This window comes from Streptomyces sp. iso_384, from assembly GCF_056172905.1.
Map to the genome: position 1 here is coordinate 5690001 of NZ_JBWBTT010000001.1, position 23030 is coordinate 5713030.

General features: G+C 71.7%; 25 protein-coding genes. 13 read left to right on the forward strand and 12 right to left on the reverse strand.

Going from position 1 to position 23030, the window contains the following annotated elements; all coding sequences use genetic code 11:
* The first annotated feature begins 187 nt into the window (after positions 1–187).
* On the forward strand, positions 188–433 hold the full coding sequence (locus tag AC0VY3_RS25455; protein WP_030080154.1) for an antitoxin: 246 nt from the start codon (positions 188–190) through the stop codon (positions 431–433).
* 63 nt (positions 434–496) lie between these two features.
* On the opposite strand, the gene AC0VY3_RS25460 is transcribed toward AC0VY3_RS25455, so the two are convergent.
* Together AC0VY3_RS25460 and miaB are read right to left on the reverse strand one after the other, a co-directional pair.
* Positions 497–1216, reverse strand: a complete 720-nt coding sequence (locus AC0VY3_RS25460) for a class III extradiol dioxygenase subunit B-like domain-containing protein (RefSeq protein WP_475550686.1) — start codon at positions 1214–1216, stop codon at positions 497–499.
* A 169-nt stretch (positions 1217–1385) separates the two neighbouring features.
* On the reverse strand, positions 1386–2906 hold the full coding sequence (miaB, locus tag AC0VY3_RS25465) for a tRNA (N6-isopentenyl adenosine(37)-C2)-methylthiotransferase MiaB (RefSeq protein ID WP_475550687.1): 1521 nt from the start codon (positions 2904–2906) through the stop codon (positions 1386–1388).
* A 144-nt stretch (positions 2907–3050) separates the two neighbouring features.
* Between miaB and AC0VY3_RS25470 the strand changes: the two genes are divergently transcribed.
* Complete coding sequence (locus AC0VY3_RS25470; RefSeq protein WP_103509914.1) at positions 3051–4052, forward strand: TAXI family TRAP transporter solute-binding subunit; 1002 nt, start codon at positions 3051–3053, stop codon at positions 4050–4052.
* A 69-nt stretch (positions 4053–4121) separates the two neighbouring features.
* On the opposite strand, the gene AC0VY3_RS25475 is transcribed toward AC0VY3_RS25470, so the two are convergent.
* Both AC0VY3_RS25475 and AC0VY3_RS25480 read right to left on the reverse strand, forming a co-directional pair.
* Positions 4122–5519 (reverse strand): sensor histidine kinase, encoded by a 1398-nt coding sequence (locus AC0VY3_RS25475; protein ID WP_103509915.1) that lies wholly within the window; start codon positions 5517–5519, stop codon positions 4122–4124.
* Positions 5520–5539: 20 nt separating this feature from the next.
* Complete coding sequence (locus AC0VY3_RS25480; protein ID WP_103509916.1) at positions 5540–6232, reverse strand: response regulator transcription factor; 693 nt, start codon at positions 6230–6232, stop codon at positions 5540–5542.
* 388 nt (positions 6233–6620) lie between these two features.
* On the opposite strand from AC0VY3_RS25480, the gene AC0VY3_RS25485 reads away from it, so the two are divergent.
* The 9 genes from AC0VY3_RS25485 to AC0VY3_RS25525 all read left to right on the forward strand — a co-directional run bounded on the left by AC0VY3_RS25485 (position 6621) and on the right by AC0VY3_RS25525 (position 14139).
* Positions 6621–7406 carry an amino acid ABC transporter ATP-binding protein gene (locus tag AC0VY3_RS25485; protein ID WP_030080163.1) on the forward strand — a complete coding sequence of 262 codons (786 nt, stop codon included), beginning with the start codon at positions 6621–6623 and terminating at the stop codon, positions 7404–7406.
* Positions 7407–7439: 33 nt separating this feature from the next.
* A complete protein-coding gene (locus AC0VY3_RS25490) occupies positions 7440–8363 on the forward strand; it encodes a glutamate ABC transporter substrate-binding protein (RefSeq protein WP_475550688.1) in 924 nt (307 codons plus the stop codon).
* A 192-nt stretch (positions 8364–8555) separates the two neighbouring features.
* Positions 8556–9203: an amino acid ABC transporter permease gene (locus AC0VY3_RS25495; RefSeq protein WP_006128036.1), complete on the forward strand. Its 648-nt coding sequence runs from the start codon at positions 8556–8558 to the stop codon at positions 9201–9203.
* Positions 9200–10141: an amino acid ABC transporter permease gene (locus AC0VY3_RS25500; RefSeq protein WP_103509918.1), complete on the forward strand. Its 942-nt coding sequence runs from the start codon at positions 9200–9202 to the stop codon at positions 10139–10141. The genes AC0VY3_RS25495 and AC0VY3_RS25500 overlap by 4 nt, the downstream gene beginning before the upstream one ends.
* A 176-nt stretch (positions 10142–10317) precedes the next feature.
* Positions 10318–12048, forward strand: a complete 1731-nt coding sequence (locus AC0VY3_RS25505) for an FAD-dependent monooxygenase (RefSeq protein WP_475550689.1) — start codon at positions 10318–10320, stop codon at positions 12046–12048.
* Positions 12049–12088: 40 nt separating this feature from the next.
* Positions 12089–12175, forward strand: coding sequence for a putative leader peptide (locus AC0VY3_RS25510; RefSeq protein WP_311605579.1), 87 nt, complete (start codon positions 12089–12091; stop codon positions 12173–12175).
* 73 nt (positions 12176–12248) lie between these two features.
* On the forward strand, positions 12249–12872 hold the full coding sequence (locus AC0VY3_RS25515; protein ID WP_475550690.1) for a cupin domain-containing protein: 624 nt from the start codon (positions 12249–12251) through the stop codon (positions 12870–12872).
* A 56-nt stretch (positions 12873–12928) separates the two neighbouring features.
* Positions 12929–13351 (forward strand): rhodanese-like domain-containing protein, encoded by a 423-nt coding sequence (locus AC0VY3_RS25520; RefSeq protein WP_475551733.1) that lies wholly within the window; start codon positions 12929–12931, stop codon positions 13349–13351.
* A gap of 155 nt (positions 13352–13506) precedes the next feature.
* Positions 13507–14139, forward strand: a complete 633-nt coding sequence (locus tag AC0VY3_RS25525; protein ID WP_103509921.1) for a DUF6197 family protein — start codon at positions 13507–13509, stop codon at positions 14137–14139.
* A 108-nt stretch (positions 14140–14247) separates the two neighbouring features.
* On the opposite strand, the gene recX is transcribed toward AC0VY3_RS25525, so the two are convergent.
* The 3 genes from recX to AC0VY3_RS25540 form a co-directional block, all read right to left on the reverse strand.
* Positions 14248–14997, reverse strand: coding sequence for a recombination regulator RecX (recX, locus tag AC0VY3_RS25530; RefSeq protein ID WP_103509922.1), 750 nt, complete (start codon positions 14995–14997; stop codon positions 14248–14250).
* 3 nt (positions 14998–15000) lie between these two features.
* Positions 15001–16131 (reverse strand): recombinase RecA, encoded by a 1131-nt coding sequence (recA, locus tag AC0VY3_RS25535; RefSeq protein WP_103509923.1) that lies wholly within the window; start codon positions 16129–16131, stop codon positions 15001–15003.
* A gap of 191 nt (positions 16132–16322) precedes the next feature.
* Entirely contained in the window at positions 16323–17249 is a 927-nt protein-coding gene (locus tag AC0VY3_RS25540) for an aminoglycoside phosphotransferase family protein (protein ID WP_103509940.1), read from the reverse strand.
* Between the two features lie 90 nt (positions 17250–17339).
* On the opposite strand from AC0VY3_RS25540, the gene AC0VY3_RS25545 reads away from it, so the two are divergent.
* Positions 17340–18293 carry an SDR family oxidoreductase gene (locus AC0VY3_RS25545; RefSeq protein WP_258047219.1) on the forward strand — a complete coding sequence of 318 codons (954 nt, stop codon included), beginning with the start codon at positions 17340–17342 and terminating at the stop codon, positions 18291–18293.
* A 77-nt stretch (positions 18294–18370) separates the two neighbouring features.
* On the opposite strand, the gene AC0VY3_RS25550 is transcribed toward AC0VY3_RS25545, so the two are convergent.
* Together AC0VY3_RS25550 and AC0VY3_RS25555 are read right to left on the reverse strand one after the other, a co-directional pair.
* The gene (locus tag AC0VY3_RS25550) at positions 18371–19513 is read right to left on the reverse strand and encodes an AI-2E family transporter (RefSeq protein WP_103509924.1); all 1143 of its coding nucleotides are present in this window, start codon (positions 19511–19513) and stop codon (positions 18371–18373) included.
* Between the two features lie 164 nt (positions 19514–19677).
* Positions 19678–19872 (reverse strand): DUF3046 domain-containing protein, encoded by a 195-nt coding sequence (locus tag AC0VY3_RS25555; RefSeq protein WP_030080190.1) that lies wholly within the window; start codon positions 19870–19872, stop codon positions 19678–19680.
* A gap of 79 nt (positions 19873–19951) precedes the next feature.
* Between AC0VY3_RS25555 and AC0VY3_RS25560 the strand changes: the two genes are divergently transcribed.
* The gene (locus tag AC0VY3_RS25560; protein ID WP_103509925.1) at positions 19952–20866 is read left to right on the forward strand and encodes a hypothetical protein; all 915 of its coding nucleotides are present in this window, start codon (positions 19952–19954) and stop codon (positions 20864–20866) included.
* Between the two features lie 40 nt (positions 20867–20906).
* Here the strand turns inward: AC0VY3_RS25560 and AC0VY3_RS25565 are convergent, their stop codons facing one another.
* The 3 genes from AC0VY3_RS25565 to AC0VY3_RS25575 all read right to left on the reverse strand — a co-directional run bounded on the left by AC0VY3_RS25565 (position 20907) and on the right by AC0VY3_RS25575 (position 22998).
* On the reverse strand, positions 20907–21212 hold the full coding sequence (locus tag AC0VY3_RS25565; protein ID WP_030633392.1) for an AzlD domain-containing protein: 306 nt from the start codon (positions 21210–21212) through the stop codon (positions 20907–20909).
* Positions 21209–22030 carry an AzlC family ABC transporter permease gene (locus AC0VY3_RS25570; RefSeq protein ID WP_103509926.1) on the reverse strand — a complete coding sequence of 274 codons (822 nt, stop codon included), beginning with the start codon at positions 22028–22030 and terminating at the stop codon, positions 21209–21211. Before AC0VY3_RS25570 ends, AC0VY3_RS25565 begins: the two co-directional genes overlap by 4 nt.
* 119 nt (positions 22031–22149) lie before the next feature.
* Positions 22150–22998: an AraC family transcriptional regulator gene (locus AC0VY3_RS25575; protein WP_103509927.1), complete on the reverse strand. Its 849-nt coding sequence runs from the start codon at positions 22996–22998 to the stop codon at positions 22150–22152.
* Between the last annotated feature and the right edge of the window lie 32 nt (positions 22999–23030).

Here is a 23030-nt window from a genome sequence, read left to right on the forward strand (position 1 = left end):
GCCGCCCCGAACACGTCGGGCGGGGCGGGGGGCGCCGCCGGGTGCGGAGAGCGACGTCAAGGATGCGCTCGGAAAACGCCGGCGGGCGCTATAGGGCGAGTAAAAACGGCAGGAACGGACAGGTGACGGACAATGGGGGCGGGAGAACGCTCCCGCGAACAGTCCTCACTGCACGGAAGGTGACCCAATGGGGTTCCTGGACAACCTGAAGGCCAAGCTGGGTCCGGCCAAGGACAAGGTCGGCGACCTCGCGCAGCAGCACGGGGGCAAGATCGAGCAGGGCCTCGACAAGGCCGCGCGCACGGTCGACCAGAAGACCAAGGGCAAGTACAGCGACAAGATCGATTCGGGTACGCGCAAGGCCAAGGAGGCCGTGGACAAGCTGGGGCAGAAGGACGGGGGCACTCCGCCTCCGCCGCCGCCCGCTTCCTGACGCGGTGGCAGTACCCCGGCGGCGGGCACGGAGCCGACTGCTCCGTGCCCGCCGCCGTCCTGTTCAGGACCAGGCGGCGACGGTGTAGCCCACGCCGTACGGGGCGTCCTCGTACAGCAGCCGTCCGGCGAGCCCGGCGTCCCGCGCGGCACCGCCGAGCAGCTGCCAGGGGGCCCGGCCGGCCGCCTTGAGCTCGTGGGCGAGCGTGGCGTCGAGCGCCGCGAGGGCGTCGAGATCGGCGGAGCCGAGCGCTTCGGTGGCCCCTGCGTCGAACGCGGCGGCCCGCTCGTCGAGGTAGCCGGGCGCCTTGAGGGTGCGACAGGCGCTGCCGTCGCCCATCACCAGGAGCGCGACCCGCTCGGCACGTCCGGCGAGTGCGCGTCCGGCCGACGCGCACTCCTCGGCGGACTCCCGCTCGGCCACCGCGAGCCCTTCGACGGGAGCGCCCGTCCACCGGGCCCGGCCCAGCAGCCACGCACCCACGGTGAGGGACTGCGGCAGCGGCCGGTCCGGGACCGCCGCGCCCCGCGGTGCGTCGCCGAGCATCACATCGAGGTCCACGCCGACGCCCCGGAAGGTGCCGTGCGCTCCTGCCGGGTAGCGCCCGGCGGAGCGGTCGTCGCCCGGTCCCACCACGACGAGCAGATCCGGGCGTGAGGCGGCGAGCACCCCCACGGCGTCGAGGCACGCGTCCCGCGCGGCGTCGAGCTCGGGGGCGGCCCCGGCGGCGACCTCGGGCACCAGGAGCGGCGGACAGGGGCACACGGCGGCGGCGACAAGCATGCGGGTCAGCGTACTTGCCCGGGGTGTCGGCCGGGTCCGGGGCCACCGGCCCCGGACCGCGGGCCGGGGTCCGTCGGCGGGGACCTCAGCGGCCCGGGGCCGTCGGCCGATGTCGCGGGCCGTGGACCTCGCAGGCCCGGAGCGCCGGCCGATGCCGGGCCCGGGGCCGTCAGCCGATGCCGCAGGCCGGGGCCGCGGGGGCCGGGAGCGGGTCCGGGGCGCCGATGCCGGGGAGGCCGAGCATCACTCCGGCGGGCTTGGCGGCCGCCTCGGTGGTGCGCCTCTCCCAGGCGTCGCCCGCGCGGGTGGACCGTACGGCGAGCGGCGTGCCCTCGGCGAGCAGGTGGTGGGGGGCGGCGTAGGTGATCTCGACGGTCACCACGTCACCGGGGCGCACGGCCTCCTCGGGCTGCGTGAAGTGGACCAGCCGGTTGTCGGGGGCACGGCCGGAGAGGCGCTGGGTGGCGCCGTCCTTGCGGCCCTCGCCCTCCGCGACCATGACATCCAGGGTGCGGCCGACCTGTTTCTTGTTCTCGTCCCAGGAGATCTGCTCCTGGAGGGCGGACAGGCGCATGTAGCGCTCCTGGACGACCTCCTTGGGGATCTGGCCGTCCATGTCGGCGGCGGGGGTGCCGGGGCGCTTGGAGTACTGGAAGGTGAACGCGTTGGCGAACCGCGCCTCGCGGACGGCGTGCATCGTCTGCTCGAAGTCCTCCTCGGTCTCCCCGGGGAAGCCCACGATGATGTCCGTGGAGATGGCGGCGTCCGGCATCGCGGCGCGCACCTTCTCGATGATTCCCAGGAAGCGCTCCTGACGGTAGGAGCGGCGCATCGCCTTCAGGATGCGGTCCGATCCGGACTGCATCGGCATGTGGAGCTGCGGCATCACGTTGGGCGTCTCGGCCATGGCGGCGATGACGTCGTCGGTGAAGTCGCGGGGGTGCGGCGAGGTGAAGCGGACGCGCTCCAGGCCCTCGATGGAGCCGCAGGCGCGCAGCAGCTTGGAGAAGGCCTCCCGGTCGCCGATGTCGGAGCCGTACGCGTTCACGTTCTGGCCGAGCAGGGTGATCTCGGAGACGCCCTCGGCCACCAGGGCCTCGATCTCGGCCAGGATGTCGCCCGTGCGGCGGTCCTTCTCCTTGCCGCGCAGGGCCGGGACGATGCAGAACGTGCAGGTGTTGTTGCAGCCGACGGAGATGGAGACCCACGCGGCGTAGGCGGACTCGCGGCGGGTGGGGAGCGTGGAGGGGAAGGCCTCCAGCGATTCGGCGATCTCGATCTGCGCCTCCTCCTGGATGCGGGCGCGCTCCAGGAGGACCGGCAGTTTGCCGATGTTGTGGGTGCCGAAGACGACGTCGACCCAGGGGGCCCGCTTGACGATGGTGTCGCGGTCCTTCTGCGCGAGACAGCCGCCGACGGCGATCTGCATCCCGGGGCGCTTGGTCTTCATGGGCGCGAGGCGGCCGAGGTTCCCGTACAGCTTGTTGTCGGCGTTCTCGCGCACCGCGCAGGTGTTGAAGACGACGACGTCGGCGTCGCCGTCGGAACCTTCGGGCGCCCGGACGTAGCCGGCGCCCTCCAGGAGACCCGACAACCGTTCGGAGTCGTGGACGTTCATCTGGCACCCGTAGGTGCGCACCTCGTAGCTCTTCTGGACGTCCACTGCTTCGCTCCGGTTGCCGCTGCTCATGGGACAAGGGTAGGCGGTTGCCGGGCAGGCCCCTCCCGTAGCCTTCCGCAACCTTCCGCCGCCCCTCCCGTGGCCGTCCGCTGTGGGCCGGGCCTCACGGGGAAGCCTGGCCAGGGGGGCGGGTGAGCTGGCAGGATCGCGCGCATGTTCCACGCTCTGTCCCGATTCGGCCGCCGGCGCACCCTGCAGACGGGCGCCGTCCTCGCGGTCGTGCTCGGGCTGCTCGCGTGGTGGCTCCAGCCCCAAGGGGACGGGGGTGACCCGAGCGGGTCGCTCACCTTCTCCACCGGGGTGCCCAGCGGCGTCTACCAGCGGTACGGGGAGCGGCTGGAGGGCGCGCTCGCCAAGGACATGCCGGAGGTGTCCATACGGCTGCGGACCAGCGAGGGGTCGCAGCAGAACCTCGCCCGGGTGGCGACCGGCGAGGCGGACTTCACCATCGCCACCGCCGACGCCGTGGCGACCTATCTGCGTGACGGGCGGCCGGGGGCCCAGCGGCTGCGCGGCTGCGTCCGGCTGTACGACGACTACGTCCAGCTGGTCGTCCCCCGCGATTCCGACATCCGCACCCCCTCCGACCTGCGGGGCAAGCGGGTGGGCGTCGGCCAGCAGGGCTCCGGGGTGCGGCTGGTCGCGGACCGGCTGCTGGTGGCGGCGGGGCTCGATCCGGCCGAGGACATCACACCGGTGCCGGTGGGCATCGACACCATGCCCGTACGGCTGACGCAGGGCCGGCTCGACGCCTTCTTCTGGTCGGGCGGGCTGCCGACCGCGGCCGTGCAGGAGCTGTCGCAGCGCTTCGCCATCCGGCTGGTGCCGCTGGAGGCGGCCCTGGTCGCGAAGTTGCAGGCGGCGACCGGCCCCACCCGTTTCTACCGGTCGGCGATGATGCCCGCCGACGCCTATCCGGAGGCCCAGCAGGGTCAGTCGGTGCCGACGGTCGCCGTCGCCAATCTGCTCGTCACGACCGACCGCACGGACGCGGCGATGACCGAGGCCTTCACCCGGACGGTGATCAACAGCCGGGACCGGATCGGCCGCGAGGTGCACGCGGCGCAGCTGGTGGATCTGCGGACGGCGATCTACACGGATCCGCTGGATGTGCACGACGGGGCGAAGGACTACTACCGCTCGGTGAAGCCGTGAGCCGTCGCTGCGCGTGAACCGGCGTCGGGTGTGAACCCCGGCCTGCCCCGGGCCCCTGCCGTCCTCGGCTCAGCCGCCGGACGGCAGGTCGCGGGGGACGGAGACCGTCACCCGCAGGCCGTGCGGTGGGTGGTGCTCGTACGCGATCGAGCCGCCGCCCGCCGCGAGCAGCACCCGGGAGATGGAGAGGCCCAGGCCCGATCCGCTGACGTTCTGGTGGCGGGTGCTGCGCCAGAAGCGGTCCCCGACGCGCTCCAGCTCCGCCTCGGTGAGGCCGGGGCCCCGGTCGGCGACGACGACGGTCGCCGCGACGGCTCCGGCGGCGACGGTGACGGTGACGTCCTCTCCTGCCGGGGTGAACTTCAGGGCGTTGTCGATCACCGCGTCCAGGGCGCTGGAGAGCGCGATGGGGTCGGCCCAGGCGGTGGCCGCCGGGGCCCCGTCCAGGGTGAGGGTCACCCCCTCCCGCTCCGCCATCGGCCGCCAGGAGGCGACCCGCTCGGCGGTGAGCGGGACGATGTCGATCAGCTGGAGGTCCGCCTCGGCGTGCTCGGCCAGCGCGAGGTCCAGGAGGTCGTCGAGGACCCGGGCCAGCCGCTTGCCCTCGGTACGCACGGCCGCGATCTCCTCGCTGCCCTCGGGCAGTTCGAGAGCGAGGAGCTCGATGCGCAGCAGCAGGGCGGCGAGCGGGTTGCGCAGCTGGTGCGAGGCGTCGGCCACGAAGGCGCGCTGCTGCTCCAGCACGTCCTCGACGTTGTCCGCCATCTCGTTGAAGGAGCGCGCCAGGCGTCGGAGCTCCGGCGGCCCGGCGGAGGCGGCGACCCGGGAGCGCATGCGGCCGCCGGCGATGTCGTGGGTGGCGGCGTCCAGGGTCCGCACGGGCAGCAGGACCCAGCCGGTGAGCCGGACCGCCGCGCCGACCGCCACCAGCAGCGCCAGCGCCTCGCCGAGGCCGATGAGCAGCCAGGTCCGCAGGATCCGCGACCGCATCTCGCCGGTGGGCGAGTCGATGACGACCACGGCGACCACGTCGCCGTCGCGCACCACGGGCGAGGCGACGACGACACGGCCGTCGCGCCAGGGCCAGACCTGCGGCGGATCGTGCGAGCGTCGGCCCAGCAGCGCCTCGTCGAAAGCCGTACGCCCCTCGCCCTCGGCGGGCAGGCCCCAGAAGCTGGGGGCCTTGGCCAGGGCCCGGTCGTCCCGGAAGAAGACGCCGGCGCGGATGTCGTACACCGAGGTGTAGACCTCCAGGTCGGTCTGGAGGGTGCGGCGGCGCTCCTCGCTGTCCGGGGAGGTGTCGGTGATGGCCTGCGCCAGGGCGGCGAACCGTGCGGTGTCGTCGATCCGGTCGATCACCAGGCGCTGCTGTTCGGCCGCCGCCACGCTGACCGCGAGCGGCAGGCCGAGGGTGAGCAGGATGGCGGCCATCAGGACGATGAGCAGCGGGAGCAGACGGGAGCGCACCGGGGAAACGTACCCGCCGGTTACGCGGACGGCGCGACGAGCCGGTAGCCGACGCCCCGTACGGTCTCGATCAGGGCGGGCAGCCGCAGCTTGGAGCGCAGGGAGGCGACATGGACCTCCAGCGTGCGCCCGGTGCCCTCCCAGCTGGTGCGCCAGACCTCGCTGATGATCTGCTCGCGGCGGAAGACGATGCCGGGGCGCTGGGCGAGGAGCGCCAGCAGGTCGAACTCCTTGCGGGTGAGCTGGACTTCCTCGCCGTCGACGCTGACCCGGCGGGTCGGCAGCTCGATGGCGACCGGCCCGAGACGCAGCGCGGCGACGGGGGTCGGCGCGGTGTCCTCGCCGCTGGTGGTGCGCCGGGCGACCGCGTGGATACGGGCGAGCAGCTCGCCGGAGTCGTACGGCTTGGTGACGTAGTCGTCGGCGCCCAGGTTGAGTCCGTGGATGCGCGAGCGCACGTCGGCACGGGCGGTGACCATGATCACGGGGGTGGCGGTGCGCTTGCGGATCTTTCCGCACACCTCGTAGCCGTCCTGGTCGGGCAGGCCGAGGTCGAGGAGGATCACCCCGAAGGGCCTCTTCTCGGCGGGCAGCAGCGCGCGCAGGGCCTCCTCGCCGTTGCGGGCGTGCACGACCTGGAATCCGTGCCGGGCGAGCACGGCGGACAGGGCCGCCGCGACATGGTCGTCGTCCTCGACGAGCAGCAGTCTCATGGCCCTCCTCTCCGTGTCTCCCGGGGCCGTCCGGCTCCTCGGGTTTGTCGGCGCCACCGTTGCGCGGTGTCACCAGGTGTTATCTCACGTTTCACGCCGGTTCATCCGGAAGATCGTCTGCGAGACCTTCCGTTCGTCGACGCTTCGCGTCTTCCTTGCTCAAGGCATCCACGCCGATGAGCGGCACACCAGTCAAGAGCCTGCCGGTTACAGCAGGGTTTCCGTTATGCACCCGGTACGCCCCGGGGCGGCGCGTGGCGTCCTGTTCACGCGGAGTGTCCGGTTGCCGCCGGATCGTTATGCTCAATTTCCGCTCAGATGTAATGACGTTGGTCGCACTGCGTCATTAGTGTCCTTCTTCAACCGAGGAGGACGGAGCAAGAAGCCGATGAGCGGAGTTTCAGTGACCAAGGACGCCGAGGATGCCGCGCCCGCGGCGAACGACCTGGTCGTACTGAGCAACGTCAACAAGCACTTCGGCGCGCTGCATGTGCTCCAGGACATCGACCTGACCATCGCCCGTGGCGAGGTCGTGGTCGTCATCGGGCCTTCCGGGTCCGGCAAGTCCACGCTGTGCCGCACGATCAATCGCTTGGAGACGATCGATTCGGGAGCGATCTCGATCGACGGCAAGCCCCTGCCCCAGGAGGGCAAGGAGCTGGCGAGGCTGCGCGCCGACGTGGGCATGGTCTTCCAGTCGTTCAATCTCTTCGCACACAAGACGGTGCTGGAGAACGTCATGCTGGGCCAGGTCAAGGTCCGCAAGGCCGACAAGAAGGCGGCGGAGGAGAAGGCCCGGACGCTGCTCGACCGGGTGGGCGTCGGCGTACAGGCCGACAAGTACCCGGCGCAGCTCTCCGGTGGCCAGCAGCAACGCGTCGCGATCGCACGGGCGTTGGCGATGGACCCGAAGGTCATGCTCTTCGACGAGCCCACGTCGGCTCTCGACCCGGAGATGATCAACGAGGTCCTCGAGGTCATGCAGCAGCTGGCCCGGGACGGGATGACCATGATCGTCGTCACCCATGAGATGGGCTTCGCCCGTTCCGCCGCCAACCGCGTCGTGTTCATGGCCGACGGGAAGATCGTCGAAGAGGCGACCCCCGAACAGTTCTTCAGCAACCCGCGCAGCGACCGGGCCAAGGACTTCCTGTCGAAGATCCTTCACCACTGACGACAACGACCTACGAACTTAAGGATTGTTCACATGAAGCTCCGTAAGTCCGCCGCCGTCGCGGCCATCGCCGTCCTCGCACTGACCGCCACCGCGTGTGGTGGCAAGGAGGGCTCCGCCGGTGACAAACCGGGCGGCACGAAGCCGGGTTCCTCCGACGCCCCCGCGCTCCCCACCTACACCGCGGCCACCGGTGTCGACCTGGACTCCCCGGTCTTCAAGAAGGCCAAGGAGCGCGGCAAGGTGGTCATCGGCGCCAAGGCCGACCAGCCGTACCTCGGCTTCGAGGACCAGTCGACCAAGGAGCGCTCGGGCTTCGACATCGAGATCGCCAAGATGGTCGCCGCCGACCTCGGCTTCTCGGAGAAGCAGATCGAGTGGAAGACCGTCGACTCCGGTGTCCGCGAGACGGCCATCTCCAAGGGCCAGGTCGACTACTACGTCGGCACCTACACGATCAACGACGAGCGCAAGAAGCAGGTCGGCTTCGCCGGTCCGTACTACAAGGCCGGCGCGGACCTCCTGGTACGCAAGGACGAGACGTCGATCACCGGCAAGGAGTCGGTGAAGGGCAAGAAGGTCTGCTCGATCGTCGGCTCCACGCCGCTGCAGGAGATCAAGAAGCCGGAGTACGGCGCGAGCGTCGTCGAGCTGGCCAAGTACTCCGACTGCGTGCAGCAGCTGCTGACCAAGCAGGTCGACGCCGTCACCACTGACGACTCGATCCTCAAGGGCTACGCCGCCGCCAACAAGGGCAAGCTCAAGGTCGTCGGCAAGCCGTTCACCGACGAGCCCTACGGCGTCGGCCTGAACAAGGACGACAAGGTGCTCCGCGAGGCCATCAGCAAGTCGCTGGAGGACCGCGTGAAGGACGGCACGTACAAGAAGATCTACGAGGCCACCCTCGGCCTGTCCGGCTCGGACTACGTCGCCCCGCCGGCCATCGAGCGTTACTGACGCCCTCGGGCGCCCGGCACTGTCGGGCGCCCGGCACCTCCCGGTGCCCGAGCGCCGACACCCGTCACGGCGCCTCGCGAGTGACCCAGGCGTCCCGTACTCCGCCGCCGTACCCCTCTCCCCTGGGGCGGCGGTCGTACGGGGCGCTCCTTCCCCTGCCCCGATGCCGATGACCGCCGACGCGGAGACCTCATGAACGTACTGCTCGACAATTTCCCAGCGTTCCGCGACGGCTTCATAGGAACTGTGTCGATCACCGCCGTCAGCTCGCTTATCGCCCTGGTTCTCGGTGTCGTCGTCGCCGGATTCCGCGTCTCGCCGGTGCCGCCGCTGCGGTACTTCGGCACCGCGTGGGTCACGCTGATGCGCAACACCCCGCTGACGCTGCTCTTCCTGATCTTCTTCTTCGTCGTGCCGGAGATCCTCTTCCCGGGGATGAGCCCGTTCGTCCTCGGCTCCCTGGCCCTCGGCTTCTACACCTCGTCCTTCGTCTGCGAGGCGGTCCGCTCCGGTATCAACACCGTGCCGCTGGGGCAGGCGGAGGCCGCGCGCTCGATCGGCATGACGTTCGCCCAGACCCTGCAGATCGTGGTGCTCCCCCAGGCCACGCGCACGGTGATCCCGCCGCTGAGCAGCATCTTCATCGCCCTGACGAAGAACTCCGCGATCGCCGGCGCCTTCAGCAACGCCGAACTGTTCGGCTGGCAGAAGCTCATGAGTGACAAGGGCTACGACATCGTCCCCGTCTTCATCTGGGTGGCCATCGGGTACCTGATCATCACCTTTACCATCAGCGGCCTCTTCCGGCTGCTGGAGCGTCGCATGGAGGTCGCCCGATGAGCGCCAGCGTTCTTTACGACGCCCCGGGCCCCAAGGCCGTCGTCCGCAACCGGATCTACGCCGTCGGCGGCAGCCTCGCCATCGCGGCGCTGATCGTCGTCAGCATCCTTCGGCTGGCCGACAAGGGGCACCTCGCCCCCGAGATGTGGGACATCTTCAACTACGCGGGCATCCGGCAGAACATCGCCGACGCCCTGATCGCCACGCTCAAGGCGTTCGGTCTCGCCGCGATCGGCTCGCTGGTCCTCGGTGTGCTCCTGGTGGTGGGCCGGCTCTCCGACCACAAGCCGATCCGCTGGGCGGCGACCACCTTCATCGAGCTGTTCCGCTCGCTGCCGCTGCTGATCACGATCTACGCCATCTGGGTCGGCTTCCTCACCGACTACTCGATGTGGGCGCTCGCGGCGGGCCTGTCCGTCTACAACGGCTGCGTCCAGGCCGAGGTGCTGCGGGCCGGCATCAACTCGGTGCCCAAGGGGCAGAGCGAGGCGGCGTACGCGCTCGGCATGAGCAAGACGCAGGTCATGGTCAGCGTCCTGATGCCGCAGGCCGTCCGGTCCATGCTGCCGACGATCATCGGTCAGCTCGTGGTGACCCTCAAGGACACCTCGCTCGGCTTCATCATCCTGTACCCGGAGCTGCTCCAGACCGCGCGTCTGATCGCCTCCAACACCCAGGTGAACGGCCAGTACCCGTACGTCTCCACGATCGTCGTGATCGGCACCCTCTACATCGCGATGTGTCTGCTGCTCTCGGCGCTGGCGACCTGGATCGAGAAGCGCGGCCGCCGCGCCAAGACCGGCATCAAGGTGGCGCCCGGCGACCCGGCCGCCGGCATCCCCACGGTGGACGCCGTTCCCGGCCCGGACCTCGGGGGCGCAGGGGGCGCAGGCCCGACGGACGGCGGTGCCGGTGGGGCCGGAGTGACGAAGGGCTGACCACCCCGGGGCCCCGCCGGCCCCTCCGGGCAGGAGCATTCGAGGCAGCGGCGCACGCGTCGCTGCCTCGGTCACTTGACGCAAGCACCACCAGTGGGTTGCATACGTTCTGTGATCACGCACCCGGCTTCCTATGCCACGTTCCGCATGACCGTACGGGCCGGAGGGTACGCGCCGTGGACCCGGTGATCGTCGTCGGCGCCGGGCCCGTCGGCCTGACGCTGTCGCTGGCCCTCGCCGCCCAGGGCGTCCCCTCCGTCGTCCTCGACGAGGGGCCCGGCACGGAGGAGCCCCGTCCCGCCCGCACGGTCGTGCTGCGCGAGGACACCGCCGACCTGGTGAGCCGCCTGGGCTGCCGGGAGCTGGACCGCGTCGGGCTGCGCTGGGCCGGATGGCGTTCGATGCGCCGGAAGCAGCTGGTCCGGAACGTGCCGCTGAACGGGGGCCGCGGGCACGAGGAGGCCGAGGAGCCGCTCCCCGGGCTCCTTCCCGCGCCGCTCCATGTTCCGCAGCACGCGCTGAGCGGCGCGCTGCGTGCGGCGGTGGACAAGGCGCCGCTGGTCCGGCTGGTGCCGATGAGCCGGATCGACACGCTGGAGCAGGACCCCGACGGCATCACGGTGCACACCCGGGAGCCGGGATCGACCTGGTGGCGCGGGAGTTATCTGGTCGGCTGCGACGGCGCCCGGTCGACCGTGCGCAAGCTGCTGGACATCCGGTTCCCCGGTCGTACGGCGGTGGAGCGGCATGCCGTCGCCGCGCTCCGGGCCGAACTGCCCTGGCCCGACGAGGCTGTTCTGCACCGGCAGCCTCCCTGGCGGACCGGGGGTGCCGAGATCTCCGCCCGGCCGCTGCCGGACGGCGTCTGGCGGCTGGACTGGCTGCTGCCGCCGCGCGGCGAACTGGTCACCCCCGAAGCCCTGGTCACCCGCATCCGGGACACGCTGGCCGGCTGGTGCGGCGAGACCCCGGCGTACGAACTGCTGGACACCGGCGTCCACACGCTCCACCACCGGCTCGCCCGGCGCTGGCGCAGGCAGCGGGCGTTCCTCGCCGGGGACGCGGCACATCTGCTGGGCGCGCTGGGCACGCAGGGTCTTGACGAGGGGCTCCGGGACGCCGAGAACCTGGCCTGGAAGCTGGCCCACGCCTGGCACCACGGACCGGCGGAGCAGCTGCTCGACAGCTACCAGGCGGAGCGCCGGGCCGCGGTGGCCGCCCGGCTGCGCGCCGCCGACCAGTCGCTGCCGATACTGCGCGGCGGAGGCGGCCTGCGGACCCTGGTCCCGGGCGCCGCGCGCGGTCACGACACCCTGCTCTCCGACGGCCATCTGGGCTGTGGGGCCCTCGGTGCGCCTCCTTCGTACTCGCACTCCCCTCTTGCGCCTCCGCACGCCGAGGCGCACACCGTTGTCGGTACGCCCCCCGGTGCGCCGGTCACCGATGTGACGGTGACGGCGCCGGACGGAACGACGGCGCGGCTGCGGGAGCGGCTCGGGCAGGGCAGACCGCTGGTGATCCTGGTCGCACCGGGGACCGGCGTCTGGGACCGGCGGCACTGGCGGACGGCCGGCGTCATGCCCCGCCTCACGGACGCCGTCGCGGCACTCCCGGGGCCTACGGAGCTGCTGGTCACCGAGAGCTATCCGGGGGCATCGGCCCATACCGTTCTGCTGGTCAGGCCCGACGGACATCTGGTGGCGGCCTTCGGCGGCGTACGGCCCGCGGAGCTGTACACCGCGGCACGGGCCGCGCTGGGCGGTGCGCCACACGGCGCGCGGGAGCCCGCGGAACCGGAGGAAGGCGAGGGCGGCGAGGGCGGCGAGGGCGGACGGGACACGGACCACGAGCGGCCGCCCCGGGCACGGGCACGGGTGCACGCCGACGGGACCGCAGCGATCACCTGACCGATTGACCGGCACAGGCGCGCATGGTGTACTCCGGATCATGACCGACACCGATGTGCGCCTGTGGCGGAGGGTCCATATGGACCTCGTCCGTTACGCAGGCTGCGTGTGTCGCCCGTCCTGCTGAATCGCTTTCCGCTGCCGGTCCGTGCCGCTTTCCGCACGGCCGGGATCCCTTGCGAACTCTCAGGACGGTCCTCGTGTCTTCCCCTCACTCCGCCGTGCCCACGGCTGTCTCCGTTCCTTCCCCTTCCGCCCCCGTGGCCGCCGCTGCGTCCTCCCTCGCCGGGTCCTCTCCTGCCGGGTCCTCCCCTGCCGGGTCCTCCACTGCCGCGCCGACGGTCGCGGAGCTGACGGACTTCGTCCGCGACGCCGCCCGGGACGAGACCCTCATCGCCTCGCTCCCACTCGATCCGGAGGGCCGCACCTGGATCCGGCTCGACGGACCGGGCGGCAGCGAGGCGTGGCTGATCGGCTGGCCGCCGGGCACCGGCACGGGCTGGCACGATCACGCCGACTCGTTCGGCGCGTTCACCACCGCGTCCGGCGCCCTCAAGGAACACTCGCTGGCCGTGCGGCTGCCCACCGACGGCTGGAAGACGCTGGAGCTGACGGAGGGGGTGGACCGGTCGAGGGTGCTGGCGACCGGTCAGGGCCGGGCGTTCGGTCAGAACCACGTCCACGAGGTCCTCAACGAGTCCACCGACACCCACGCGGTCTCCGTCCACGCCTACTACCCGCCGCTGCCGCGGATCCGCCGGTTCAGCCGCACCGGTGCGGTGCTCCGCCTGGAGCAGACCGAGCGCCCGGAGGACTGGCAGTGAGCGCGGACCGGACCGGGGCGCTGAAGGACGCCTCGACGCCGGTGGGCACTGCGCCGGTGGGCACTGCGCCAGTGGGCACTGCGCCAGTGGGCACTGCGCCGGTGGGCATCGACGAGCTGCTGGAGCGGGTCCGGGCCGGCTACGACCGGATCGGCCCGTCCGAGGCAGCCGCGGCGGCGGAGGCCGGGGCACTGCTGGTGGACATCCGGTACGCGGCCCTCCGCGACCGGGACGGACTGGTCCCGGGCGCGCTGGTCGTCGAACGCAACGAGCTGGAGTGGCGGCTCGACCCCCAGGGCAGCCACCGCGCCGCCGAGGCGGTCGGCCACGACCTCCGGATCGTCGTCATCTGCAACGAGGGGTACGCCTCCAGCCTCGCGGTCGCCTCGCTGCGGCAGCTGGGTCTGCACCGGGCCACCGACCTGATCGGCGGCTTCCAGGCGTGGCGGGCCGCGGGACTCCCGGTCACCTCCGTCTGACGCCTGGGACCTGACATCTGGGGCCTGACACCTGAGTTCGGGTGTCGGGCCCCGGGTGTCGCACACCCGAACGCCACGTTCCACTGGAGCGATCGCCGTGCGTGACCGACATTCGCCTCACACAGAGGTCCGAAATGTACGGAGATGACGCACTCATGGCGATCGCTGTCCTCACCCCGGAACTGCTCGACGACCAGGCCTCCCGGCTGCACGACACCCAGGCGTGGCAGCAGATCGTCACGGGGTGGGAGTACACCGCCCCCGAGCCCGCGCTCACCCCCGCGAGTCCGGCGGAACCTTCGCCCGCGGGCCCCTTCGACTGGCGGAGCCTGCTGTCCGTGCCCGTGGACCGGCTCGTCGACGACACGCTGCGGACGCTGCCCGCCCCGCCTCCGGACGAGCGCCCGCTGCCCGGGCGGCTGGGTGCGATGCTGCCCGACCGCATCCACCTCTGGCGACGGGTCGGGCAGGGGGACCTGCGCCCCTCGACCCAGCTCGGCTACGCACGGCAGATCCTCGCCGAGTGGGGCTGGCAGAACACCCCGTACCGGCTGCGGAACGCCCGTGGCGCACGCTGCGTCTGCGGCGCCCTGATCTCGGCGCACCGCCTCGGCTACGGCTCCCGCGACACCGTGGACCGGGCCGGCGCCTGGCTGATCACGGAGCTGCGCGCGCAGGGCTGGCCCGGGCTGATCGGCCCCTGGAACCGCGTGCCGGGCCGCACCGCGGCGGACGCGCTGGCTCTCGTCGACGGGGCCGCCCGCCGCGCGGCCTCGGCCGGGCACTGACCGGCCGACGGATCCTGCCCCGCTCGCCCCGTACCGACGGACTCTCCCCCGCTGTCCTCGAACCGACGGATCCTGTCCCCCGCTCTCCTCGAAAGGCGCGTCCAGACCTCAGAAGGGCTCGTCCAGGCCCTCCGTGTCCTCGCCCTCCTCCTCCAGCGCCTGTCGCACCACCCGCAGGGCCATGCCCTCCCCGTACCCCTTGCGTGCGAGCATCCCCGCCAGACGGCGCAGCCGCTTGTCACGGTCCAGGCCCCGCGTGGAGCGGAGCTTGCGGGCCACGAGCTCGCGGGCCGTCTCCTCCTCCTGATCCGCGTCGAGCTGCCCGACCGCCTCGTCGATCACGGCGGAGTCCACGCCCTTCGTCCGCAGCTCACGAACGAGGGCACGCCGCGCGAGCCCCCGGCCGTGGTGCCGGGACTCCACCCATGCCCCGGCGAACGCCGCGTCGTCGATCAGCCCGACGTCCTCGAAGCGCGCGAGCACTTCCTCGGCCGCCTCGTCCGGGATCTCCCGCTTGCGCAGGGCGTCCGCGAGCTGCTTGCGCGTACGCGGTGTCCCGGTGAGCAGTCTCAGACAGATGTTGCGCGCCTGCTCGACCGGGTCTCGCGGCTCCCCCTTCTCGGCCCTCGACGAGGAAGGGGAGCCGCTGCTTCTGCTGCCGGAGCGGGCACGGCGGCCCGCCCCTTCGCCGAATCCGCTCCCGGCGCCCGCTCCACGTGAGCGGCGCCCGGACCGCGCCCCGACGTCGTCCGCTGCCGCCCCCCGCGCGGCGGCGGACGCGTCGGTGTGACCGTAACCGGATTCGAGGTCGCCACCGGGCTCGGCAGGGCTGCCCGGCCACTCCGTACGACGTGTCACGGCCTAGCTCTTGGCCGCCGCGGTCTTGGCCGGCTTGGCCTTGGCGGCCGCGGTGGTCGCCGGCTTCGCCGCCCCGTCGGCCGCGGGTGCCGCGGTCGCGGCGGCGTCCGCGGCGGGCTCGCCCGTCTCGGCGTCCGGACGGACGCCGACACCCAGCTTCTCCAGGATCTTCTTCTCGATCTCGTTGGCGAGGTCGGGGTTGTCCTTGAGGAAGTTGCGGGCGTTCTCCTTGCCCTGGCCGAGCTGGTCGCCCTCGTACGTGTACCAGGCGCCGGCCTTGCGGACGAAGCCGTGCTCCACACCCATGTCGATCAGTCCGCCCTCGCGGCTGATGCCCTGGCCGTAGAGGATGTCGAACTCCGCCTGCTTGAACGGCGGCGCGACCTTGTTCTTGACGACCTTGACGCGGGTGCGGTTGCCGACCGCGTCGGTCCCGTCCTTCAGCGTCTCGATACGCCGGATGTCCAGACGCACCGAGGCGTAGAACTTCAGCGCCCGGCCACCGGTGGTGGTCTCCGGGGAACCGAACATCACGCCGATCTTCTCGCGCAGCTGGTTGATGAAGATCGCGGTGGTCTTGGACTGGTTGAGCGCGCTGGTGATCTTGCGGAGCGCCTGGCTCATCAGACGGGCCTGCAGACCCACGTGCGAGTCACCCATCTCGCCCTCGATCTCCGCACGGGGCACCAGGGCCGCCACGGAGTCGATGACGATCAGGTCCAGGGCGCCGGAGCGCACCAGCATGTCGACGATCTCCAGCGCCTGCTCACCGTTGTCCGGCTGGGACAGGATGAGGTTGTCGATGTCGACGCCGAGCTTCTTCGCGTACTCCGGGTCCAGCGCGTGCTCGGCGTCGATGAACGCCACCGAGCCGCCGAGCCTCTGCGCGTTCGCCACGGCGTGCAGCGTCAGCGTCGTCTTACCGGAGGACTCCGGTCCGTACACCTCCACGACACGGCCGCGCGGGAGACCGCCGACGCCGAGGGCGACGTCGAGGGCGGTCGATCCCGTGGGAATGACCTCGATGGGCTCGTTGGGCCGCTCGCCCAGGCGCATCACCGCGCCCTTGCCGAACTGTCGTTCAATCTGTGCGAGTGCGGCGTCCAGCGCCTTCTCGCGGTCGTTGCCTGCCATGGGTTCCACCCGATTTGCTTGAGTCGATCGCTTCACGTCACAGACGCTAACCCCTGCCACTGACAATGGGCCTCGACGTCCTCCCGGCCTGTGGACAACTCCACGGTCGGGCCCGGGAAAACCCGGCCGGAATCCCATCAGAATGGATGTTCGATTTTGGTGTCAAGCGCACCACGCCGACCCCACGCGCACTACCGAGCGCTTTCCAGGACACGGTCGAGGGCCGCCCGGCCCGCAGGCCCCCATGTGGGCTTGCCGCCGGGAAGGCCCTGGTCCCCGTTCCGGCCCACGAGCATGAGGACCAGCCCTTTCAGAACGGCCAGTCCGCGGGCGCGCCGGATCGTCCCCTCGTCCGCACGCGCGTAGGCGTCGAAGAACCGCGATGCGGCGCCCGCCGGAAGGATCACCCATGCGGCCGCCAGATCCCATGCCGGATCACCGGCGAACATGTCGCCGAAGTCGATCACACCGGAGAGCGTCCCGTCCGAGACGACGACATTCGCCGGGTGCAGGTCACCGTGCACCCATACCGGCGGCCCCTCCCACGCAGGGGCTGCGACGGCATCGGCCCAGACGGCCCGGATCGCATCGGCGATGTCGCCGCCGGGGGCAACGGCCTCGAAGAGATCGCCGAAGCCGTCCGTGCATCCGCTGGGGTGGGCACCGCGGTCCGAGCCGATCGGCGCCCCGGCGGGCGCCTCCACGTGGAGCGCCCGGAGGAAGCCCGCCAAGGCCTCGGCCGCGTGGTCGCCACTGCTGATGGAGGTGTGGTCCAGGGGCTCTCCGGGGACCCACGTCATGACGGTCCAGGGCTTCGGGAAGAGCGCGGACGGTTCACCGGTCCGCACGGGGTTCGGGACCGGGAGAGGCAGGCGCGGGGCCAGGACGGGCAGCCATCGCCGCTCCTTGCGCTGCAGATCGGGGGCGCGTTCGGTACGCGGCATCCGTACGGCCAGCTCGTCCCCGACCCGCCACTGCTGGTTGTCCCAGCCGCCCGCCACTTCGCGGACGGCCAGCCCCGCGAGGTCCGGATGCTGCTCCCGCAACAGGTCCCGAACCAGCTCTGCGGTGATCTCGGCTCCGGACTCGGTCCTGTTCTCGGTCTCGGTGTCGGTCATGCGCATGCACGGTACTGGAGCAGCCGGAGCGTCTCCCGCCCTCTCGGCAGCGCCTGCGCACCGGAACGTATCGCCCTATATTCGATCGTTATGGGAGCGACCGCGGAACCCGGAACACCCCACGGAGGGCAGGCCCCCGCATCCGACCTGGCGGGCCGTGTGGCGCTCGTCGCCGGAGGTACCCGCGGGGCGGGTCGCGGGATCGCCGTCCAGCTCGGCGCCGCCGGTGCGACCGTGTACGTGACCGGCCGTACGAGCGGGTCCGAGCGCTCCGAGATGGACCGGCCCGAGACGATCGAGGAGACCGCGGCCCTGGTCGACGCGGCGGGCGGACGGGGTATCGCCGTCCAGGTCGACCATCTGGTGCCCGACCGGGTCAGGGCGCTCGTGGCCCGGATCGCGAGCGAGCAGGGGGCCCTGCACATCCTGGTGAACGACATCTGGGGCGCCGAGATCGAGTGGAACAGGCCGGTGTGGGAGTCGTCGCTCGACACCGGGCTGCACACCCTGCGGCTGGCCGTCGACACCCATGCCATCACCAGTCACTTCGCGCTGCCGCTGCTGATCGAGACTCCGGGCGGCCTGGTCGTCGAGATGACCGACGGGACGGACGAGTACAACGCGTCCCACTACCGCGTCTCGTTCTTCTACGACCTGGCCAAGGCCGCGGTGAACCGGATGGCCTTCGCCCTCGGCCATGAACTCGCACCGCACCGCGCGACGGCCGTGGCGCTCACCCCCGGCTGGCTCCGGTCCGAGGCCATGCTCCAGGCCCACGGGGTGACCGAGGCCACCTGGCGCGACGCCGTGGCGCACGCGCCCCACTTCGCGATCTCCGAGTCCCCCGCGTACGTCGGCCGCGCCGTGGCCGCCCTCGCCGGCGATCCCGACGTGGCCCGCTGGAACGGCAGGTCGCTCTCCAGCGGACAGCTCGCCCAGGTGTACGGCTTCACCGATGTGGACGGGGACCGGCCCGACGCCTGGCGGTATCTGACCGAGGTCCAGGACCCGGGCCTGCCGGCCGACGTGACGGGCTACCGCTGAGGCGGCCCGACGTGACGGGCTACCGCTGAGGCGGCCCGACGTGACGGGCTACCGCTGAGGCGGCCCCCTGTGACCGGCTACCGCCGGCGCGGCCCGTCCTCCGCTCCCCCGCGGCCGTTCAGCAGACGGCGTACCCGTGACGGCAACGGCCTGCGGGGAGCGCGGCTGCTTCCGCCGTGCACCCGTGGGTCGTCGGTGACGTCGTACCGCTTCACATAGGCGCCGAGGAACGCCTGGAGCGTGGCGACGGCGGGGATGGCGACCAGCGCGCCGACCGCACCGAGCAGGGCCGTGCCGGCGATGACCGACCCGAAGGCGACCGCGGGGTGGATGTCGACGGTCTTCGCGGTCAGCTTGGGCTGGAGCACGTAGTTCTCGAACTGTTGGTAGATCACCACGAACCCGAGCACCCACACCGCGTACCAGGGGTCGACCGTGAAGGCGATCAGCATGGGCAGAGCGCCCGCGAGATACGTGCCGATGGTGGGGATGAACTGCGAGACGAGTCCGACCCAGACCGCGAGCGCCGGGGCGTACGGCACGCCGAGGATCACCAGCAGGATGTAGTGCGCGACGCCGGAGATCAATGCCATCAGACCGCGCGAGTAGATGTACCCGCCCGTCTTGTCGACCGCGATCTCCCAGGCGCGCAGCACCTCGGTCTGCCGGGCCGGCGGCAGGACGGAGCACAGCGCGCGGCGGAGCCGGGGGCCGTCGGCCGCGAAGTAGAACGAGAACAGGAAGATCGTCAGCAGCCGGAACAGCCCGCCGATGACCGTGGTGGAGACGTCGAGCACTCCGGTGGCGCTGTTCTGGACGTACTTCTGCAACCAGTCGGAGTGCAGCAGGCTGTCCTGGACCTCGACCCGCGAGAGTTCGGTGCGGAAGGTCTGATTGACCCAGTTGATCACCGAGTCGATGTACTTGGGGAACTCGTCGACCATGTCGACGATCTGGCCCGCGAGCATCGACCCCAGCAGCACCACGAACCCGACACCGAAGATCATCAGGCAGAGGAAGACGAGGAACGTGGCCAGCCCTCGGCGTATGCCACGATGCGCCATCCGACCGACCGCGGGCTCGATGGCGAGCGCGAGGAAGAACGCGATCAGCACGTTCGTCAGCAGCCCGATGAGCTGGTCGAACGCCCAGCTGCTGAGCTGGAAGCAGGCGTAGAGCGCCAGGGCCAGCACCATCGCACGCGGCAGCCAGCCGGGCATACGGACCCCGCCGGCACCGGACGGCGGCGCGGGTGGCGCGGCCGGCGGGGTGGGCGGGGATGCGGACGGCTGGACCGGGACGGTCTCGTCTGTCGATGGCACGCGACAAGTCTGGCCCATGCCTCCGGCCACCGGTCCCCCCGCCCCGAGTCGACCTCTCCTGTTCAGCGCCTGTCCGCCGGGACGTCCATGGCCGCGCAGACCCCGCGCCAGACGTCCTTGGCGTCCCAGCCCGCGTCCAGGGCCTGGTGCACCGTGCGGCCGCCGAGTTCGGCCATCACGTGGTCACGGGCGAAGGAGTCCGCGTACGCCGCACCGAAGTGGTCGGCCATCCGCTCCCAGAAAATCGTCAACCGCATGCCACCAGTATCCCGCTCCTGAGAGTGCAGCCGACCCGCCCGGCACATGCCAGGCGCCTTTCCCCTCTACGGTCGGTCCATGGCTGGAACCGGAGCAAACACCCTCGCCCGCGCCGAGCAGTTCATCTGGCTCACGGCCCGCGTCCTCGAACAGCGGAGGTTCGCCCATGGCTTCCTCGGCGCAGGCCCCGACGCCGTCGAGACGGCCCTCTCCGCCTATCTGAACGAGGACGGCGGCTACGGTCACGCGCTGGAACCCGACCTCCGGGGTCCGGTCAGCCAGCCGCTGCACACCGCCCACGCACTGAGCGTTCTTGACTCGATCGGCCGCTGCGACGGACAGCGCGTGGAACGGATCTGTCGCTATCTGACCGATGTGTCAACCAAAGAAGGCGCACTGCCCGCTCTGCTGCCCACCCAGCGCGGCTATCCCGCAGCACCGTTCATCCCGATCGTGGACGATCCGCCGGCGGAGCTGCTCACGACCGGACCGGTCGTCGGGCTGCTGCACGCCAATCAGGTGTGGCACGCCTGGCTGTTCCGGGCGACGGACTTCTGCTGGAGCGCCGTCGATGCGCTGGAACAGTCCCATCCTTACGAGGTCGAGGCCGCGATCGCCTTTCTGGACGGCGCTCCGGACCGGGCCCGCGCCGAGGCGGCGGCCGACCGGCTCGGCCGCCTGGTGCGCGAACAGCGGCTCGCGGTGCTCGACCCCTCCCGGCCGGCGGATTACCCGGTGGCGACGGGCTACGCCCCGGGCGAGCACCACTTCCCGCACGACTACGCCCGTACGCCCGGGTCGCTGGCCCGCCGCTGGTTCACGGACGAGGAGCTGGAGCGCTCGCTCGACCACCTGGCCGCCGAGCAGCAGGACGACGGCGGGTGGCCCGTGAACTGGCGCCGGTGGGCCCCGGGCACCGCGCTGGAAGGACGTCCCCTGGTGACGCTCAGGGCCTTGGAGACGCTCCGTTCGTACGGTCGCCCGCTCGGCTGACCACCACGGAAGCGCGGCCGGGCGGTACGGGGCCACTCGCTCAGGCCAGCGCGCGTACGACCGCCGTGACCAGGACGCCCGCACCGACGACCACCAGGAACGGAGCGCGCAGGACCAGGGCGAGCGCGGCCGCCGCGAGACCCGCGGCACGGGCGTCGAGGACGAGCTGCTGGCCGTCGCCGAAGGTCTGCTGCGCGGTGAGTGCCGCCAGCAGCGCCACGGGCAGCAGAGCGGCCATCCGCTGGACCAGCGGTCGCTCCAGCACGCCCGCGGGCACCAGCAGGCCCAGGAGCTTGGCGAGGTAGCAGCCCGCCACGGTCAGTCCGATGGCGATCCAGACGTTCATGAGCGCCGCCCGCCCTTCTTCCGCTGTGTCACCGCGTCGTCCTCGTCCCCGGTGCCCGGTCCCCGCTTCGCACGTCCCATCAGGAAGAGGACGACCGGCGCCGCGAGCGCCGACAGCAGTACGGGCACACCGGCCGGCAGTACGGGCAGGAGCGTCAGGGCCAGCAGAACCGCCAGGCCCGCCGTGACGCGTTCGGTGGTGCTCTTGAGCATCGGCGCGAGCAGTGCGAGGAACACCGCCGGACTCGCCGCGTCCAGGCCCCACGCGTCGGTGTCGCCCAGCGCCTCGGCGCCCAGAGCACCCACCAGGGTCGTGAGGTTCCAGAGCACGTACAGGGTGAGCCCGGTGACCGTGAAGCCGATGCGCGCGGCTCGCCGGGTGGGCTGCGGCAGGGTGACCGCGGTCGTCTCGTCGATGACCCAGTGGGCGGCGAAGGGGCGCACCGCACGGGGAAGGGCGAGCAGTTGGGAGAGCCGCAGACCGTAGAAGGCGTTCCGCACGCCCAGGAAGAACGCCCCGGCCGCCGCGGTGTAGGGGTTGCCGCCCGCGGCCAGCGCGCCTACCAGGGCGAACTGCGAGGCGCCGGTGAAGACGAGCAGACTCAGGACGCAGGTCTGGAGCAGGCTGAGGCCGGAGCCGGCGGAGGTGACGCCGAAGGCGAAACCGGAGAGCCCGACGGCGATGCCGACTCCGAGCGCGTCCCGGACGACCGCCGCGTCCGGCTTGTCCGGTCGGACCTCGGCCGCCGGGCCGGGCGGACCGGCGGATATGGCACCGGGTGCGCCGGTGCTCTCTGGGGGTGCTGCCTGTTCTGCCACGCCCGGAACGCTACGGGGATCGTTCGGGCCGGGTCTTGTACGTTCTTGCACACCCACCGCGCCACCGGTTTCTCACTCACCGGCGCCACCGGGTTCTCACCCACCCGGCGATCGGGTTCTCATCCACCGGGCCGCAGCACACCGCGCTCGCGCTGGTAGGCGCCGGGCGGCACCCCCACGATCCGGGTGAAGTGGCGATTGAGGTGCGGCTGGTCCGTGAAGCCGACGGCGGTCGCGGCCTCGGCGGGGGCGACACCGGCGTCGAGCATGCGGCGGGCCCTGCGCACCCGGGCGTCGGTGAGCCAGGTGTGGGGCGGCATGCCGTACTCCTTCTTGAAGGCCCTCAGCAGCGCGAACGGGCCGGTGCCCAGCTCCGCGGCGAGCGTCTCCAGCGTGGGCGGGGCGGCCATGCGCTCCTCCAGCGCGGCACGGGCGCGTACGGCGTTCCGCGCGCTCCCGGCGTGCGTGGTCAGGCCGGGCAACGGGCTGCCGTGCCGGCTGAGAAGCCGGGTGACCAGGACCCGCAGCAGGCTGTCGGCCGCCAGTGCGTTGCCCTCCTCCGCCGCCCGGTGCACCTCGGTGATCAGCCGGGACGCGTGGGGATCGGTCACCCGGCTCTCGGCGAAGCCGACCGTGCCGCGCAGGGACGTCACCTCGGCCGCGATGTCGCTGACGACCTGGGCCGACGGGTAGAGCGTGGCGTACACCCAGCCCTCGGGCGCCCCGGAGCGGGCGGTGTGCGGCACCTCCGGGTTGATCATGACGACGGTTCCGGGGACCGCGTGGACGGTGCCGCCCGGCAGTCCCACGTCCTCCACCCCGCCGGTGACCGCACCGAAGACGTAGCCCTCGTGGCTGTGCCGGGGGAAGGTGTGGCGGACGTACCGGGCGCGCAGCAGATCCAGGTCGGGCAGGGCGGCGTACTGCCAGTGCCGCGCCCATTCCGCCGTGCCGTCCGCTCCCGTCATGGGGACATTCTCGCAGGTCCCGGCTGTGCGCC